This window comes from Promicromonospora sp. NPDC060204 (genome assembly GCF_042728455.1).
Classification (GTDB): domain Bacteria; phylum Actinomycetota; class Actinomycetes; order Actinomycetales; family Cellulomonadaceae; genus Promicromonospora.
In genome coordinates this window covers 1-16,095 of sequence record NZ_JBHWZO010000141.1, presented here as the reverse complement: position 1 = coordinate 16,095, position 16,095 = coordinate 1, and the positions used below count along the sequence as shown (strand labels likewise).

Annotated in this window: 12 protein-coding genes; 4 read left to right on the top strand and 8 right to left on the bottom strand. The window is 74.0% G+C overall.

Annotated elements, in window-relative coordinates:
- Positions 1–127: 127 nt before the first annotated feature.
- The 6 genes from ACFWEJ_RS17755 to coaE all read right to left on the bottom strand — a co-directional run bounded on the left by ACFWEJ_RS17755 (position 128) and on the right by coaE (position 6,451).
- Positions 128–1,156, bottom strand: coding sequence for a TerC family protein (locus tag ACFWEJ_RS17755; protein ID WP_377230536.1), 1,029 nt, complete (start codon positions 1,154–1,156; stop codon positions 128–130).
- Between the two features lie 257 nt (positions 1,157–1,413).
- Complete coding sequence (locus ACFWEJ_RS17750; protein ID WP_377230535.1) at positions 1,414–2,385, bottom strand: NAD(P)-dependent alcohol dehydrogenase; 972 nt, start codon at positions 2,383–2,385, stop codon at positions 1,414–1,416.
- Positions 2,386–2,491: 106 nt separating this feature from the next.
- Entirely contained in the window at positions 2,492–2,920 is a 429-nt protein-coding gene (locus ACFWEJ_RS17745; RefSeq protein ID WP_377230534.1) for a VOC family protein, read from the bottom strand.
- Between the two features lie 34 nt (positions 2,921–2,954).
- Positions 2,955–5,066 carry an excinuclease ABC subunit UvrB gene (gene uvrB / locus ACFWEJ_RS17740; RefSeq protein WP_377230533.1) on the bottom strand — a complete coding sequence of 704 codons (2,112 nt, stop codon included), beginning with the start codon at positions 5,064–5,066 and terminating at the stop codon, positions 2,955–2,957.
- A gap of 37 nt (positions 5,067–5,103) precedes the next feature.
- The gene (pcp, locus tag ACFWEJ_RS17735; protein ID WP_377230532.1) at positions 5,104–5,790 is read right to left on the bottom strand and encodes a pyroglutamyl-peptidase I; all 687 of its coding nucleotides are present in this window, start codon (positions 5,788–5,790) and stop codon (positions 5,104–5,106) included.
- Between the two features lie 31 nt (positions 5,791–5,821).
- Complete coding sequence (coaE, locus tag ACFWEJ_RS17730; protein ID WP_377230531.1) at positions 5,822–6,451, bottom strand: dephospho-CoA kinase; 630 nt, start codon at positions 6,449–6,451, stop codon at positions 5,822–5,824.
- Positions 6,452–6,574: 123 nt separating this feature from the next.
- Here coaE and ACFWEJ_RS17725 point away from each other — a divergent pair, with 123 nt between their 5' ends.
- Both ACFWEJ_RS17725 and ACFWEJ_RS17720 read left to right on the top strand, forming a co-directional pair.
- Positions 6,575–7,561 carry an alpha/beta hydrolase gene (locus ACFWEJ_RS17725; protein ID WP_377230530.1) on the top strand — a complete coding sequence of 329 codons (987 nt, stop codon included), beginning with the start codon at positions 6,575–6,577 and terminating at the stop codon, positions 7,559–7,561.
- Between the two features lie 122 nt (positions 7,562–7,683).
- Positions 7,684–8,610 (top strand): alpha/beta fold hydrolase, encoded by a 927-nt coding sequence (locus tag ACFWEJ_RS17720; protein WP_377230529.1) that lies wholly within the window; start codon positions 7,684–7,686, stop codon positions 8,608–8,610.
- Positions 8,611–8,637: 27 nt separating this feature from the next.
- On the opposite strand, the gene ACFWEJ_RS17715 is transcribed toward ACFWEJ_RS17720, so the two are convergent.
- Positions 8,638–9,870, bottom strand: a complete 1,233-nt coding sequence (locus ACFWEJ_RS17715; protein WP_377230528.1) for a cytochrome P450 — start codon at positions 9,868–9,870, stop codon at positions 8,638–8,640.
- A 246-nt stretch (positions 9,871–10,116) separates the two neighbouring features.
- On the opposite strand from ACFWEJ_RS17715, the gene ACFWEJ_RS17710 reads away from it, so the two are divergent.
- Both ACFWEJ_RS17710 and ACFWEJ_RS17705 read left to right on the top strand, forming a co-directional pair.
- Positions 10,117–12,006, top strand: coding sequence for an ABC transporter ATP-binding protein (locus tag ACFWEJ_RS17710; protein ID WP_377230537.1), 1,890 nt, complete (start codon positions 10,117–10,119; stop codon positions 12,004–12,006).
- 88 nt (positions 12,007–12,094) lie between these two features.
- Positions 12,095–13,018, top strand: coding sequence for a cation diffusion facilitator family transporter (locus ACFWEJ_RS17705; RefSeq protein ID WP_377230527.1), 924 nt, complete (start codon positions 12,095–12,097; stop codon positions 13,016–13,018).
- Between the two features lie 54 nt (positions 13,019–13,072).
- On the opposite strand, the gene ACFWEJ_RS17700 is transcribed toward ACFWEJ_RS17705, so the two are convergent.
- Complete coding sequence (locus tag ACFWEJ_RS17700; protein ID WP_377230526.1) at positions 13,073–15,922, bottom strand: tetratricopeptide repeat protein; 2,850 nt, start codon at positions 15,920–15,922, stop codon at positions 13,073–13,075.
- Positions 15,923–16,095: the final 173 nt, after the last annotated feature.

Sequence of the window (16,095 nt, the reverse complement as noted above, 5' to 3'; positions counted from 1 at the left end):
CTGTTCGCCCCGCTCGTCGTAGGCGAGCGGCCGGTGGAGGTACGCCCCGAAACCGACGTCGGCCAGCCCCCCTCGGGGACGCGGCCGCCGGCCTGCTGTACCGCTGTGCCCGGACCCGCTCAGCGGGTCACTTCGTGGCGTCCTCCGGCTCGGGTGCCGGCTGGGCGGCCTCGATCCGCGCGTCGTGCGCGGACTTGATGAGGCTCGCCACGGTGCCGACCGCGAGCGAGACCACGATCACCGTGAGCGACAGCCAGATCGGGATCTCGGGCGCCCAGTGGAAGCCCTCGCCGCCGTTGATCCAGGAGATCGAGTTGGTGTGCAGCGCCTCGAGGACCAGCTTGATGCCGATGAACCCGAGGACGGCCGACAGCGCGTACGGCAGGTACACCAGCCGGTCGAGCAGGCCGCCCAGCAGGAAGTAGAGCTGGCGCAGGCCCATCAGCGCGAACAGGTTGGTGGCGAAGACGATGAACGGGTCCTTCGTGATGCCGAAGATCGCCGGGATCGAGTCGAGCGCGAACAGGACGTCCGTCGAGCCGATCGCCAGGAAGACGATGATCAGCGGCGTGAACAGGCGCCGGCCGTCGACCGTGGTGGTCAGCTTCCCGTCGTTGTACTGGTGGTGCAGCGGCAGGACCCGGCGCATCACCCGGATGAGCGCGTTCTCCTTGTAGTCGTCGTGCTCGTCCTCCTTCTCGGGGATCGCCTGCTGGATCGCCGTGTAGACGAGGAACGCGCCGAAGATGTAGAAGAGCCAGGTGAACTGCTCGAGCAGGGCGGCGCCGGCCAGGATGAACGCGGCACGGAAGAGCAGCGCCATGATGATGCCCACCATGAGCACCTTCTGCTGCTGGTCACGCGGGACCGCGAACCGGGCCATGATGATGACGAACACAAAGAGGTTGTCGACGCTCAGGGAGTACTCCATGAGCCAGCCGGCGTAGAACTCCGCCGCCGGGGTGACGCCGCCGACAGCCCAGACGATGACGCCGTACACCACGGCGAGGGCCACGTAGAAGCTCACCCAGATGGCGCTCTCCTTCATGGTCGGCACGTGCGGTCGGCGCCCGACGATGAGGAGGTCGGCGACCAGCAGCAGGACCATCGCGCCCAGCGAGATCAGTTCGAAGGTCACGGGTAGTTCGTGGACCATTGTTTCCTTCCGGGAAAGGGAGGAACGCGCGATCGCATCGAGCCTCCGGTGAGCACAGCAGGACACCGGAGGTCTTCCTCGCCCGCCCGTGCACCAGCGTGGCCGAGACCGCGCAACGGTGCACCACGAGCCGGCCAGGCCGAGCTGGCGTCATCGGCAGCTGTGATGACGACCGGGCCGTTCTGAGGTACTCCCCTCCAACGGAGGGAAAGCATACGGGACGTCAGGTTTGTTCCCGTACGTGATCTACGGCACGTTCAGCGGAGCGTGACCACGAGCTTGCCGCGCGCGTGACCGTGCCCGGCCACCTGCCGGACGGCGTCCACGGCGCGCTCCAGCGGGTACGTGGCGCTCACGATGGGCAGCAGCACGCCGTCGGCGACCATGCCGTCGAGCACGGCCAGGTCCTCGCCGCTCGGGGTCGCCGTGACGTTCACGATCCGGTACGGGCGCAGCCGCGACAGGAGCGGCGCCACCACCAGCTCCGGCATCGGGCCGAGCAGGCCCTCCCGGCTCCCGTCGTTGGCCAGGAGCAGACCGCCCGGCACGAGCACACGGCCGAGCGCGCGCAGCGGGTACCGGCCCGCGTTGGTGAGGACGACGTCGAAGCGCGGCTCGCCCGCCGTGACGTCGTCCTGGGTGTAGTCGACGACCTCGGACGCGCCGAGCTCGCGCACCATCGCGGCGTTGCGCGGGCCGCACACCCCGGTCACGTTGGCGCCCCAGGCCGCCGCGATCTGCACCGCGAAGTGCCCGATCCCGCCGCCCGCGCCCGTGATCGCGATGTTCTGCCCGGCCGTGAGCTCGGCGGCACGCAGGAACTGCAGGGCCGTGACGGCCGCCATGGGCATCGCCGCCGCCTCGACGTGGGCGAGGTCGACCGGCTTGCGGGAGATGCTGCCGGCGTCCGCGAGCGCCAGCTCCGCGAACGTGCCGCTCGTCCCGAAGCCGTACACCTCGTCGCCCGGCCCGAACGCGGTGACGCCCGGGCCGGCCTCGACCACGACGCCCGAGAGGTCCGCGCCCCGCACCGTGGGCCGCGGCCCACGGAGGCCGCCGAGCGTCGGGCGGGCGATCAGCGGCTGCCCGGCGGCGTAGTGCCAGTCGTAGGGGTTGACGCCGGCCGCGTGCACCTGGACGAGCACCTGGCCCTCGGCGGGCACCGGGTCGGGGACCTCGCGGACCGCGAGGGCGTCCCAGCCGTACCTGTCCTGCGTCAGTGCCCGCATCCGGTCCCGCCACTTCTGCCGACGTGCGCTGCCACCCTGCGCGATCAGGGTCCTCCGGGCGCCGTGAGCGGGTCAAGGATGAACTCGGCGCCGCACTCCCGGCAGGTCACTGCAGGCAGAACTCGTTGCCCTCGGGGTCGCGCAGCACGATCCAGAACTCACCGAGCTCCGCCATCTCGCCGACCACGCCGGCCCCGAGCGCGGTGACCCGCTCCGCCTCGGCGCGGATCTTCGCGATCCGTTCCTCGCCCGCCAGGCCGGCGGCCACGTTCACGTCGAGGTGCGCGCGGTTCTTGGCCGTCTTGGGCTCGGGCACCTTCTGGATGAAGATGCGCGGGCCCACACCGTCCGGGTCGCTGACGGCGTTCTTGTCGTTCCACCGTTCCTCGGGCACGCCCCAGGCGGTCAGGGCCGCCTCCCACGTGGCGAAGCCCGCGGGAGGCGCGTCACGCACGTAGCCGAGCACCTCGCACCAGAAGTCGCCGAGCGCGCGCGGGTCGGCCGCGTCGAAGGTCACCTGGAACGTGCGGGCCATGCCGTCACTCCGTCCGTGTCGTCGGTGGTCGGCCTCAGGCCGTCGCGGCCTGCATCTGCCGCAGCTCCTTCTTGAGCCCGGAGATCTCGTCGCGCAGGCGCGCGGCCACCTCGAACTGCAGCTCCGCGGCCGCGGCGTGCATCTGGTCGGCGAGCTCCTGGATGAGCTCGGCCAGCTCGCTCGCGGCAGCGCCCGCCAGCCGGTTGCCCGACGCCGCGCCCTCCTTTGGCGAGCCCGGAACCGGGGCCCGGCCCTCGCCCTTCGACTTGCGGCTGTTGCGGTAGCCGCCGGCCAGCAGCTCCGCGGTGTCGAGGTCCTCGCGCGCGAGCATGTCGGTCACGTCGGCGATCTTCTTGCGCAGCGGCTGGGGGTCCAGGCCTCGCTCGGTGTTGTACGCGATCTGCTTCTCGCGGCGCCGGTCGGTCTCGTCCAGCGCCATCCGCATGGCCGGCGTGATCTTGTCGGCGTACATGTGCACCTGGCCCGACACGTTACGGGCCGCGCGGCCGATCGTCTGGATCAGCGACCGCCCGGACCGCAGGAAGCCCTCCTTGTCCGCGTCGAGGATCGCGACCAGCGACACCTCGGGCAGGTCGAGGCCCTCGCGCAGCAGGTTGATGCCCACGAGCACGTCGTACTCGCCGAGCCGCAGCTCGCGCAGCAGCTCGACGCGGCGCAGCGTGTCCACGTCGGAGTGCAGGTAGCGCACCCGGACGTTGCGCTCCAGGAAGTAGTCCGTGAGGTCCTCGGCCATCTTCTTGGTCAACGTGGTCACCAGGACGCGCTCGTCGCGGTCCACGCGGTCGCGGATCTCGCCCAGCAGGTCGTCGATCTGGCCGGTCGTCGGCTTGACGACGACCTCGGGGTCGACCAGCCCGGTGGGGCGGATGACCTGCTCGACGACGCCGTCCGACAGCGAGCGCTCGTAGTCGCCGGGCGTGGCCGAGAGGTACACGGTCTGCCCGATGCGCTCGGTGAACTCCTCCCATTTCAGGGGGCGGTTGTCCATCGCGCTCGGCAGGCGGAAGCCGTGGTCCACCAGCGCGCGCTTGCGGGACGCGTCGCCCTCGAACATCGCCCCGATCTGCGGCACCGTCTGGTGCGACTCGTCGATGACGAGCAGGAAGTCCTCGGGGAAGTAGTCGAGCAGCGTGTTGGGCGCGGTGCCCGGCTCGCGGCCGTCGATGTGCATCGAGTAGTTCTCGATGCCGGCGCAGGTGCCGATCGAGCGCATCATCTCGATGTCGTAGGTGGTGCGCATGCGCAGCCGCTGCGCCTCCAGCAGCTTGCCCTGCTTCTCCAGCTCGGCGAGCCGCTCCTCGAGCTCCTTCTCGATGCCGCCGATGGCGCGCTCCATGCGCTCCGGGCCCGCCACGTAGTGCGTGGCCGGGAACACGTAGATCGACTGCTCGTTGCGGACCACGTCGCCCGTGAGCGGGTGCAGCGTCTGGATCGACTCGATCTCGTCGCCGAACATCTCGATCCGGATCGCGAGCTCCTCGTACACCGGGATGATCTCCACGGTGTCGCCGCGCACCCGGAACGTGCCGCGCGTGAACGACATGTCGTTGCGCGTGTACTGCATGGTGACGAACTGGCGCAGCAGGTCGTCGCGGTCCACGACGTCCCCGACGTCGAGCCGGACCATGCGGTCGACGTACTCCTGCGGCGTGCCGAGGCCGTAGATGCAGGACACCGAGGCGACCACGACGACGTCGCGCCGCGTCAGCAGCGACGACGTGGCCGAGTGCCGCAGGCGCTCCACCTCGTCGTTGATCGAGGAGTCCTTCTCGATGTAGGTGTCCGTCTGCGCGATGTACGCCTCGGGCTGGTAGTAGTCGTAGTACGAGACGAAGTACTCGACCGCGTTGTTGGGCAGCAGCTCGCGGAACTCCGTGGCGAGCTGCGCGGCGAGCGTCTTGTTGGGCGCCATGACCAGGGTGGGGCGCTGAAGCTTCTCGACGAGCCAGGCCGTGGTCGCGGACTTGCCCGTACCCGTGGCGCCGAGCAGCACCACGTCCTTCTCGCCCGCCTGGACACGTTCGGTCAGCTCGGCGATGGCCGTCGGCTGGTCGCCGGCGGGCTGGTACTCGGAGATGACCTCGAACGGGGCCACCGTGCGCTGCAGATCGGTCACGGGTCGCATGTCACTACCGTACGGCGGACCACTGACACTCCGGTCCTCAGTGCAGCGTGCCGCCCGCCACGGCCGGTTCCGCGACCTCGCCGCGGGCCGCCGCGAGCGCCGTCCGCACCACGATCTCCAGGGCCCGGGCCAGCTCGCCGACCGGGAGGTGCGCCTCGCCGCCGTCCACGAGGGCGGACGCCGACGCCTCGGCCCCGACCTCCTCCGTGGTGCGCGGCACGTGCACGAAGCCGGAGAGCACACCGGGCCGCGCGGCGAGCGCGTGCTGGAGGGCGTAGAAGGTGGCGTTGCAGACGTACGTGCCGGCGCTGTACGTGACGCCGGCGGGGATGCCGGCCTCGCGTACGGCGTCGACCGCCGCCTTGACGGGGAGGGTGGCGAACCGGGCGGCGGGGCCGCCGTCGACCACCGGGGCGTCGACCGGCTGGGCGCCGCCGTTGTCGGGGATACGCGCGTCCATCAGGTTGATCGCCACGCGCTCGACCCGCACCTGGGTGACGCCGGCGGCCAGGCCCACGGACACGACGACGTCGGGCCGGTGCTCGTCGAGCAGGCGCAGCAGCGGGCCGTCCTGCCCGCGGACCTGGTCGAACTCGACCGGGAGGACCGCGGTGACCAGCTCCTCGGGTCCCGCCCAGCGCTCCGCGAGCGCGGCGACCGCCTCGGCGGAGGCGTTGACGGCGTCCCCGCCGAACGGCTCGAACCCCGTGACCAGAACCTTCATCGTGCCTGCTCCTCCCCCGGGGCGGCCCGGTTCAGACGGTGTCCGCCTCCGCCTCCTGCGCGACCTCGCCGGCCACGCGCTGCCACAGCGTATCGACCTGGGAGCGCAGGTCGTCCTCGCTGCCGGAACCGTCGAGGGTGACGTCCGCGGCGGCGAGCCGCTCGTCGTCGCCGGCCTGCGCCGCGATGCGGGCCCGGGCGGCGTCCTCGGTCAGGCCCCGGCCCTCCACGAGGCGGCGCACGCGCTGCTCCGCGGGGGTGTGCACCACGACGACGAGGTGGAAGTGCTCGGCCTGCCCGGTCTCGACCAGCAGGGGGATGTCGTGCACGACGACGGCGGCGGGGTCGGCGGCGCCGGCCATGGCCTCGCGCTCCGCCGAGAGCCGGCGCACCTCGGGGTGGACGATCCCGTTCAGGCGGCCGCGCGCGGCGGCGTCGGCGAACACCAGGGCCCCGAGGGCCGGTCGGTCGAGGCCGCCGTCCGCCGTCAGGACGCCCGGGCCGAACGCCTCGACGATCTCGGCGAGGCCGACCGAGCCGGGCGCGACGGCCTCCCGGGCCAGCAGGTCGTGGTCGACGACGACGGCGCCGAGCTCCGCCAGGCGCGCGGTCGCGACCGACTTGCCGGCCGCGATCCCTCCGGTCAGTCCGATGCGGAACATGTGGTCCTCAGTGCCGGGATCGTTGGAGTTCTGCCGTGGTCCCGGGCGGCACGTACGGTGTGACCGCACGTCCCGCGACCTGGACGGGCACGGGACCACAGTACGCCAGCACGAAGGAGCACGATGATCGTCGAACGGGGCCGCCCGGCCTGGCTCACCTGGACCGTCCGGGCGGTCGCGGCCGCCGGGCTGGTCGTCGTGTTGTGGGCCTGCCTGACGGCGTGGGGGGCGGTGGTGCACGGGCATCCCGCCTACGCGGTGCTGCTGGTCCTGACCGTCCTGGGCTGCGCGTGGGCCCTGTGGCGCAACCGCCGGCCCCGCCCGGCCCGCACGGGCGGGCGCCGCGTCCTCGACGTGGCTCTGGTCGTCGCCGCGATCGTCTGGATCGCCGCGACGGCCTGGCTGCGCCCGTTCACGGCCGTGGAGCCGGCGCTGACCGCGATGTTCTCGGACGACTCCGTCACGGTGACCGAGTCCGCGACGCGGGTCGTGCTCGCTCCCGCCGGAGAGCCAGCCGGGGACACCGCCGGGGACTCGAGCGGGGACGCTTCCGGGACCGCCGTCTTCTTCCAGCCCGGCGCGAAGGTCGAGGCCCGCGCCTACGCCGCGGTGCTGCGCCCGCTGGCCGAGGCGGGCCACACGGTGGTGATCGCCAAGCAGCCGCTCGCCGTCGCGTTCCTCGCCGGCGGAGCCTTCGACGCCGCCCGGGAGGCGGTCCCGGCGGCGGAGCGCTGGGTCGTGGGCGGGCACTCGCTCGGCGGCGTCGTCGCGTCCACGGACGCCGCAGACGCGGCGGACGACACCGACGCGCCCGCCGTCGGCCTGCTGCTGTACGCGTCCTACCCGGCCGAGGACCTGAGCTCGCTGCCGGTGGCGGTCGAGTCCGTCTCCGCGTCGCGGGACGGCCTCGCCACGCCGGCCAAGATCGAGGCCGCGCGCGCGACCCTGCCGCCGTCCACCACGTACACCGTGGTGGACGGCGCGGTCCACGCCTTCTTCGGCGACTACGGGCCGCAGCCCGGCGACGGCACCGCGACGATCACCCACGACGAGGCCCGGTCCCGGATCTCGGACGTGAGCACGCGGTTCGTCGACGCGGCGGGGCGGTAGAGGCCGGGCGGCCCGGGGTCAGAGGCCGGGTCACCGGGCTGTCGTGTCACAGAACCGGGCCCCTGCCCGGTCGGTCGTCGTGAGCGTGTCGTGCCGCGGCGCGTGAGACGAGAGGAACCTCGATGACCCCCATCAAGCATGCCCGCACCGACGTCCTCGACATCGCGTACGTCGAGGACGGGCCGGCCGGCGGCCCGCCCGTGGTGCTGCTCCACGGATATCCCTACGACGTCCACAGCTATGTGGACGTCGCACCCCGGCTGGCTGCGCTCGGCCACCGGGTCGTCGTGCCCTACCTCCGCGGCCACGGCCCGACCCGGTTCCGCGACGACCGGACGCCGCGCTCCGGCCAGCAGGCGGCGCTCGGCGCGGACGTCCTCGGCCTGCTCGACGCCCTCGACATCCCCGAGGCCGTGCTCGCCGGCTACGACTGGGGCGGCCGCGCCGCGTGCGTGGTCGCGGCGCTGCGGCCCGAGCGGGTCACGGGCCTCGTCAGCGTCAACGGCTACCTGATCCAGGACGTCGCCGCGGCGGCGCGACCCATCCGTCCTGACCTCGAGGCCGGCTTCTGGTACTTCTACTACTTCCTCACCGAGCGCGGACGGGCCGGCCTGACGGCCAACCGCAGGGAGCTCGCCGAGGTGATCTGGCGCCGCAACTCGCCGGCGTGGGACTTCGACCGGGCGACGCTCGACCGGGCGGCAGCCGCGTTCGACAACCCCGACTACGTCGACGTCGTGCTGCACTCCTACCGGCACCGGCTGGGCGCGGCACCCGGCGCACCGGAGTACGACGCCCTCGAGCGCGCCCTCGCACAGTTGCCCCCGGTCGGGGTCCCGACGGTGACCCTGGCCGGCCTCGCCGACGGCAACTTCCCCGTGACCGACGGGGTCCCCGACACCGGCCGCTTCACGGGCCCCCGCCTGCACCGCCGGGTGCCCGACGCCGGGCACAACCTCCCCCAGGAGGCGCCGGACGCGTTCGTCCAGGCGGTGCTCGACGTGACCCGGCTGGCGGCCGGCCGGGACCGGGTGCCGGACCCGTCCTAGCCGCCGCCGGGGCACGCCCCCGGGTCGTCAGACCCGGGCCGGCGTCCGCGTGGGCTTGCGCTCGGGCGTGAACGCCACCGGCAGCACCGCCGGGTAGCGCGACCAGGGTGACGGCGCCCAGGTGACCTGCGGGTCGGTCAGCCGGAGGTCCAGCCGCTCCATCAGGCTCTCCACGGCGATCTTCACCACGAGCCGGCCCGGCCGGCGGGCGGGGCACGCGTGCGGCCCGACGCCGAACGACAGGTGCGACCGGTTGCCGGCCTCGAACAGGTCGTCCTCGGTGCGCACCCGCGGGTCGTTGTTCGCCGCGGCCAGGCCCATCACGATCGCGTCGCCGGCCCGGATCTGCGCCCGGCCCAGCGTGCAGTCGGTGACGGCGTACCGGGCCGGCAGGTTGGCGACGGGCGGCTCGCCCCACAGCGTCTCGTCCATCGCGTCGTCCAGCCCGCGGCGCACGCCCGTGACGCGACCCGTGTACCGCGGGTCGGTCAGCATGCGGCGCAGCGTGGCCGCGATCCAGGTCACCAGCATCTCGTTGGCCGCGCAGATCGCCACCACCATCGAGTGCACGATCTCGGTGTCGTCCTCGAAGTTGGGGTGCGCGACGAACTTGGCGGTCAGGTTGGGCCCCGGGTTCTGCCGGGTGGCCTGCACGTGGTCCAGCACGATCTGGTCCATCGTGGTCAGCGCCGCCACCGCGTCGCCGCCGTGCCCGAACACGCCGTGCGCGCAGCGCAGCAGGGCGATCCCCTGCGGCTCGCTGAACCCGAACATGCCCGAGACGGCCAGGAACGACACCGCGGCCGCGTACTCGCCGATCAGGTCCGCGTCGCCCCGGTCCGCGAAGGAGTCGATGAGCCGGCCGCAGACGCCGCGCACCATGGCCGCGGTCTGCGCCTCGTCGATGGAGGCGAACGCCTCGTCCACCGGCAGCCGCAGCCGCCGGTGCTCCGCGCCGTCGGCGTAGTACAGCGCGCGCCGTCCGGCCGGGGAGAGGATCGCGTGCAGCGAGGAGTTCAGCGGCAGCCGCTCGCTCCAGTGCCGCGGGTCCCTGGCGAAGACGCTCTCCGTACGCATCACCTCCATGACCTCGGCGTGCCCGAGCACGAGCCAGCCGGGGACACCCGGCTCCAGGTCCACGGGGGCCACGGGGCCCCACTGGTCCTGCAGCTCGCGCAGCGCCGCCGTCATGTCCTCGGCACCGGTCAGCTCCACCAGCGCCAGCCGGCCCCCGCTGCTCTGCGGCTCGAGCTCAGACATGGCACTCCACCCGTCGATATTCATGGACTCATCCATTGATTTATGGGGCGACCTGCGTAGACGCCCGATCGAGGGTTTCTATCACGGCCGACCAGGAACGCGTAACACGCGTGTGGTCCGGATCACCCCCGGGGGCCCGCTACCGTCGGGACGGCTGTGCGCGCGGGGCCCCTGCGGGGTCTCCGTGGCCGCCGTCGGCCCGTCCCCGTGGGATTATTCGACGGTGAGGACGATTCGACGGTGAGCATGCACGGAGGCGGCGGGAGCCTGGGCGGAGGCCGCTCGTTGCGCTCGTTCACGCAGGACGAGTCCGTCACCCGGCAGCGCCTCGGCTGGGCCACCCTGCGCCGCATCGTCTCGTTCGCGCGGCCCTACCGGGGCCGGCTCACCCTGTTCGTGCTGATCCTGGCCCTGGAGGCCGCCGCCGGGGCGGCCACGCCGCTGCTGTTCCAGCGGCTCATCGACCACGGGATCACGGCCGGCGACACCCGGCTGGTCGTGCTGCTGGCGGCCGCCGCCGGCGCGCTCGCGATCCTGGCCGCCGGGCTGTCCGTGGCGGACCGGCTCGTCTCGTCCCAGGTGGGCGAGGGCCTCATCCTGGACCTGCGGGTGGCGGTGTTCGACCACGTCCAGCGCATGCCGCTCGCGTTCTTCTCCCGGGCCCGCACCGGGGCGCTCGTGCAGCGGCTCAACGGCGACGTGCTGGGCGCGCAGCGCGCCTTCACCTCGACCCTGCAGACCGTGGTGTCCAACACGCTGACCATCACGTTCACCCTCGCGGCGATGTTCACCATGTCGTGGGAGCTCACCCTCGGGGCGCTCGTGCTGGTGCCGGTGTTCGTGTTCCCGGCCCGCTGGTTCGGCCGGCGGCTCGCCGGCCTGACCCGCCGGGGCATGGAGGTCGACGCCGACCTGGGCCAGGTGATGAACGAGCGGTTCAACGTGTCGGGCGCCCACCTCGTCAAGGTCTTCGGCGACCCCGACGCCGAGTCCGAGCGGTTCGCCGGGCCCGCCCGCGAGCGCCGCGACCTCGGGGTGCGCACGGCGCTGATCGGCACGTGGTTCCGGGTGGGCCTGTCCACCATCGCGTCCCTGGCCGTGGCGGGCGTCTACGGGTTCGGCGGCCTGCAGGCCATCGCGGGCGAGCTCACCGTCGGGACCGTCGTGGCGCTGGCCACGTACCTGACGCGCCTGTACGGGCCGCTGACGGCGATGGCGAACGTCCAGGTGGACGTGATGACGGCGCTCGTCTCGTTCGAGCGGGTGCTGGAGGTGCTGGACCTGGAGCCGTCGGTGGCGGAGCGGCCGGACGCCGTCGACCTGCGGGCCGCCGTCGCCGCCCGGGGCGCCTCGCTGTCGCTCGCGGGCGTGACGTTCCGGTACCCGCGGGCCGAGGACGTGTCGCTCGCGTCCCTGGAGTCGGTGGCCGGGCCGCGCAAGGACCCGACGACGGACACGCTGCGCGACGTCGCGTTCGAGGTGCCCGCCGGCTCGATGGTCGCGCTGGTGGGCCCGTCGGGCGCCGGCAAGACGACAGTCTCGCAGCTCGTCAGCCGCATGTACGACCCGACCGCGGGGACCGTCCGCATCGCCGGCGAGGACCTGCGGGACGTGACGTTCGCGTCGCTGCGGGCCACCGTCGGCGTCGTCTCGCAGGACGCGCACCTGTTCCACGACACCGTCGCGGCGAACCTGCGGTTCGTCCGCGCCGAGGCGACCGACGCCGACCTGGAGCGGGTGCTGCGCCAGGCGCGCATCTGGGACCTGGTCGACCGGCTGCCGGAGGGCCTGGAGACCGTCGTGGGCGACCGCGGGTACCGGCTGTCGGGCGGCGAGCGGCAGCGCCTGGCGATCGCGCGGCTGCTGCTGCGGGCGCCGGACATCGTGGTGCTCGACGAGGCCACGGCGCACCTCGACTCCGAGTCCGAGGCGGCCGTGCAGGTCGCGCTCGATCAGGCGCTGGCCGGGCGGACGTCCCTGGTCATCGCGCACCGCCTGTCCACGGTGCGCGCCGCGGACCGCATCGTCGTGCTCGACGACGGGCGGGTGGTCCAGTCCGGGACGCACGCCGAGCTGCTCGCGACGGGCGGCCTGTACGCCGACCTGTACCGGACACAGTTCGCCGAGGCCTCCTGAGCCCTCGGGCCGGGCGCGCTCCCGGGCGCGCTTCCGGGCCTCGCCGTACCGCTCCCGGACCGCGCGCACCGCACGCGCGGCTGGAAGGATGGGCCGGGTGGGAACGCACGACCACCAGCACCTGCCCGACGGCGGCCGCGGCCGCCTGACCGCCGCGCTCGGCATCACGGCGGCGGTCCTGGTCGCGCAGGTCGCCGGGGCGCTGCTCACGGGCAGCCTCGCGCTGCTCGTCGACACGGTGCACCTGCTGACCGACGCCGCCGGGCTCGCGATGGCCCTGTTCGCGGCGCGCCTCGCACTGCGTCCGCCGTCGGCCCGCCGCACCTGGGGCTACCGCCGCGCGGAGGTGATCGCCGCGCTCGCCCAGGCGGGCGTGCTGCTGGTCGTCGGCGTGTACGTCCTGGTGGAGGGCGTGCTGCGGCTCGTGGCGCCGCCCGAGGTGCCCGGCCCGGAGCTCTTCGTCTTCGGCGTGGTGGGCCTGGCGGGCAACCTCGCCGCGATGGCCGTCCTGGCCGGGCGCCGGACGGCGAACCTGAACCTGCGCGCCGCGTTCCTGGAGGTCGTCAACGACGCGCTCGGCTCGCTCGCGGTCGTGCTCGCGGCCCTGGTCATCACGTTCACGGGCTGGCAGCGGGCCGACGTCGTGGCGGGGCTGCTGATCGGCGCGCTGATCCTCCCGCGGGCCCTGCGCCTGCTGCGCGAGACCGTCTCGGTGCTCCTGGAGTCGTCCCCGCCCGGGCTGGACCTCGACGAGGTGCGCGCCCACCTGCTGGACCTCGACCACGTGGAGGACGTGCACGACATGCACGCGTCGCTGATCGCGACCGGCCTGCCGGTGCTCAGCGCCCACGTGGTGGTCCGCACCGACTGCTTCACCGACGGGCACGCCGCCCGCATCCTGGACCAGCTCCAGGAGTGCGTGGCGCAGCACTTCGACATCGCGGTGGAGCACTCCACGTTCCAGGTCGAGCCGCACACGCACGTCGCGCACGAGCACCCGCAGCACGCCTGAGGGCCCGTCCGACGGCGGCGCCCGCCGGACGGACCGCCGACCCGCCGGACGCGTCTACCGGACCGACGTCGGGTTCCGGATCGCCGCCTCGATCCGCGCGAGGACCGCCCGGGACCGGTCCAGCTCGGCCCGGTAGCGCTCCGGCAGGTCGGCGGCGAGCCGGCGGCGCATCTCCACGGCCTCCCGCGCCAGCCCGAGGGCCGCCACGTTGTCCCCCGCGGCGCTCAGCGCGCTGGCGAGGTTGGAGAGCGTGAGCGCCAGGTCCGGCCGGTGCTTGTCGGGGTTCTCCACGGCGAGCTGACGCCGCATCGCGACCGCCTCCCGCATGGGCCCCAGCGCCTCGGTCGGCTTGTCCAGGTCGAGCTGCGTGGCCCCCAGGTTCGCGAGCGCCTCCGCGAGGCCGGTGCGGTACTTCTCCGGCTGGTCCCGCACGAGCCGGCGCAGCATGTCCACCGCCTCCTGCGTGGGCCGCAGCGCCTCCTCGAACCGGCCCAGGTCGGCGTACCGCACCCCCAGGTTGGACAGCGACTGCGCGAGGTACTTCAGCGACCGGGCGTTCCGGCGGGCGAGACCCCGGCGGATGCCCACCGCCTCCTCCTCCAGCAGCACGGCCTCGTCGAACCGGCCGCGCCGGGCGTAGGTGACGCCCAGGTTGGACAGCGAGTGCGCCAGGTAGTGCAGGTACCGTGCGGGATGCTCGCGGGCGAGCTCGCGCCGGATCTCCAGCGCGTCCCGCTCCAGCCGGAGCGCCTCGTCGGCGCGGCCCGTGGTCGAGTACAGGGCGCCGAGCGCGGACAGGGCGCCCGACAGGTCGGCACGCGTGCCCCGGGCGTTCTCGTCGGCCAGGCGCCGCTGGATCTGCAGCGCCTCGACCAGCACGGACCCGGCCTCCTCGTACCGCCCGAGCGCCTCCAGGGTGGTGCCGAGCTGGCCGAGCGACCACGCCAGCTCCCCCAGGTGCTCGGGCCGGCCCGCGGCCAGCCGCCGCCGGATCGCCACGGCCTCCGCGTTCGCGGGCAGGGCGTCCTCGGGGCGGCCGCTCTCGGTGAGGGCCTCGAAGTTGCCCAGCACCGCGGCGACACGGGGCTCGTACTGCACGGGGTCGCCCTCGGCGAGCCGGCGGTAGATGTCGAGCGACGCGCGCTGCGTGGCCTCGATCTCGCCGGTCCGGCCCAGCTCCGTGTAGGACACGCCGGCGTTCTGCAGGGCCCGCGCGTGCTCGGCGTCGGCCCAGGGGGCGTCCCCCGGCGCGAGGCGGGCGCACAGGGTGATGACCTCCTCCTGGACGGTGAGGGCGTCAGCGTGCCGGCCCACCGCCCAGTAGCCCATGCCGAGGTTGTTCAGCGCGGTGCACAGCGGCGGGCGGTACCGCGCCTCGTCCGTCCGGGCCAGGCCGCGCCAGAGCCCCACCGCCTCCTGCAGCACCGGCACCGCGGCGGCGGGATCGCCCTCGGCGATGAGCACGACCCCGAGGTCGGTCAGCGCCTCGCCCTGCGTGGCCTCGTCGCCCACCAGCCGGGCGAGCTCCGCGACGCGGTGCGTGAGGCGGTCCAGCACGGGCACCGCCAGCGGGCCCGACGAGCGCGGCAGCCGGCGCGTCACCCGCATCAGGCCCGCCAGGTCCGCCGGCCCGTGGTCCGGCAGGGCGGACGCCGCGGCCGCGATCAGCTCCCCGGGGACGTCCCGGCCCGTCGGGGGCCGGTCCAGGCTCATGGCCGTGGCGAACGCCAGCACCCCGAAGGCCTCCTGCCGCGCCAGGTCCCGCGTGCACGCCTCGATCAGCCGTTCCTGCCCGGCCAGCACCCGGGAGACGAGCAGCTCCGCCAGGCGCGGCACCTCGAGCAGGTGCGCACGGACCCAGGCGACGGCCTGGTCGGTCTGCCCGTCGTCCAGCTCCACGCCCGCGCGCCGCAGGGCGGCGCGCACCCCGGCCTCCGACGCGTCCCCCACCAGCAGGGTGGTGGCCAGGGCCGCCTCGGCCGTCCCGCCCGGCCCCGCGACGAGCCCGGCCGCCGGGGCCGACGCCGCCCAGCCGGCCCGCTCGTGGTCCAGCACGGCCTCGAGCCCGCAGGCGGGGTCGACGGCGACCGGTCCCGGCTCGCCGGCGTCCGGAGCCTGCGGCCCGAGCACCGCCGGCCCGGCCGCACTCTGCGCCGCAGCTCCGGGCCCGGCCGCCGCCGGACCGAGCACCGCCGCCAGGGCGGCCGCCTGCAGGTCCAGGGCGCGCGGCCGGTGGTCCGGCGTGAGCTCGAACGAGACCTCGGGCACCGGCCGGTCCAGCGCCCGCGCGAAGCGCGTCACGGCCGTGCCCAGCAGCACCCGGTCGTCCTCCGAGCGGTCCACCTCCAGGCCGAGCGCGGGGCCCGGCCCCACCTCCACCGTCCGGTCGAACGCGGGCGCCAGCGCCATCTGCGTGACCGACGGCGTCCGCCCCGCCCACAGCGTGCTGGTCCAGCGCTGCCGCCGCCACCACTGGCCGCCGGTGCGCGCGGTGCACAGGATGCGCAGGCGGCCACGGGTCCGGGTCTCCGCGACGGCGTCGAGCATCGCGGGCAGGTCGAGGCGGTGCCCGGCGTCGTCCACCACCAGCAGGACCCGGCGTGCCTCGGCGACCGCGACCACCGCCGCCACCTCCTCGCCGGGCGGCACGTGGACCACGGTCCAGCCCGTGCGCCGCATCCGCCGGCCGAGCTCGAGCGCGAGGCGGGTCTTGCCGACGCCGCCGAGCCCGCACATCAGGCGGAGCGCCACGGGCTCCCGGGAGCGCACCCAGGCGCGCAGGTCGGCGAGCTCCCGCCCGCGGCCGGTGAACGGCACGACCTCCCGCTCAGGAGCGAGGAGGGCCGCCGGACTCGTCTCGCGCGCCACCGGGCTCCGCACCTCGTCGGGTCCGGGTCGGCTCATGAGCAGCCATCCAACAGCACTCCCGCGTTCCTGACCAGCGCGCGCTGTGATACTCCGCGGGGCGGCAGCGGACCGCGTCGTCGCAGGTCACAGCGTTGGACGCTCACCGGCGTCGGCCCCGGCCACCGCATCCCGAAAAGACCGTGGCCCAGCCGTGACCCGAAAAGCAGCGA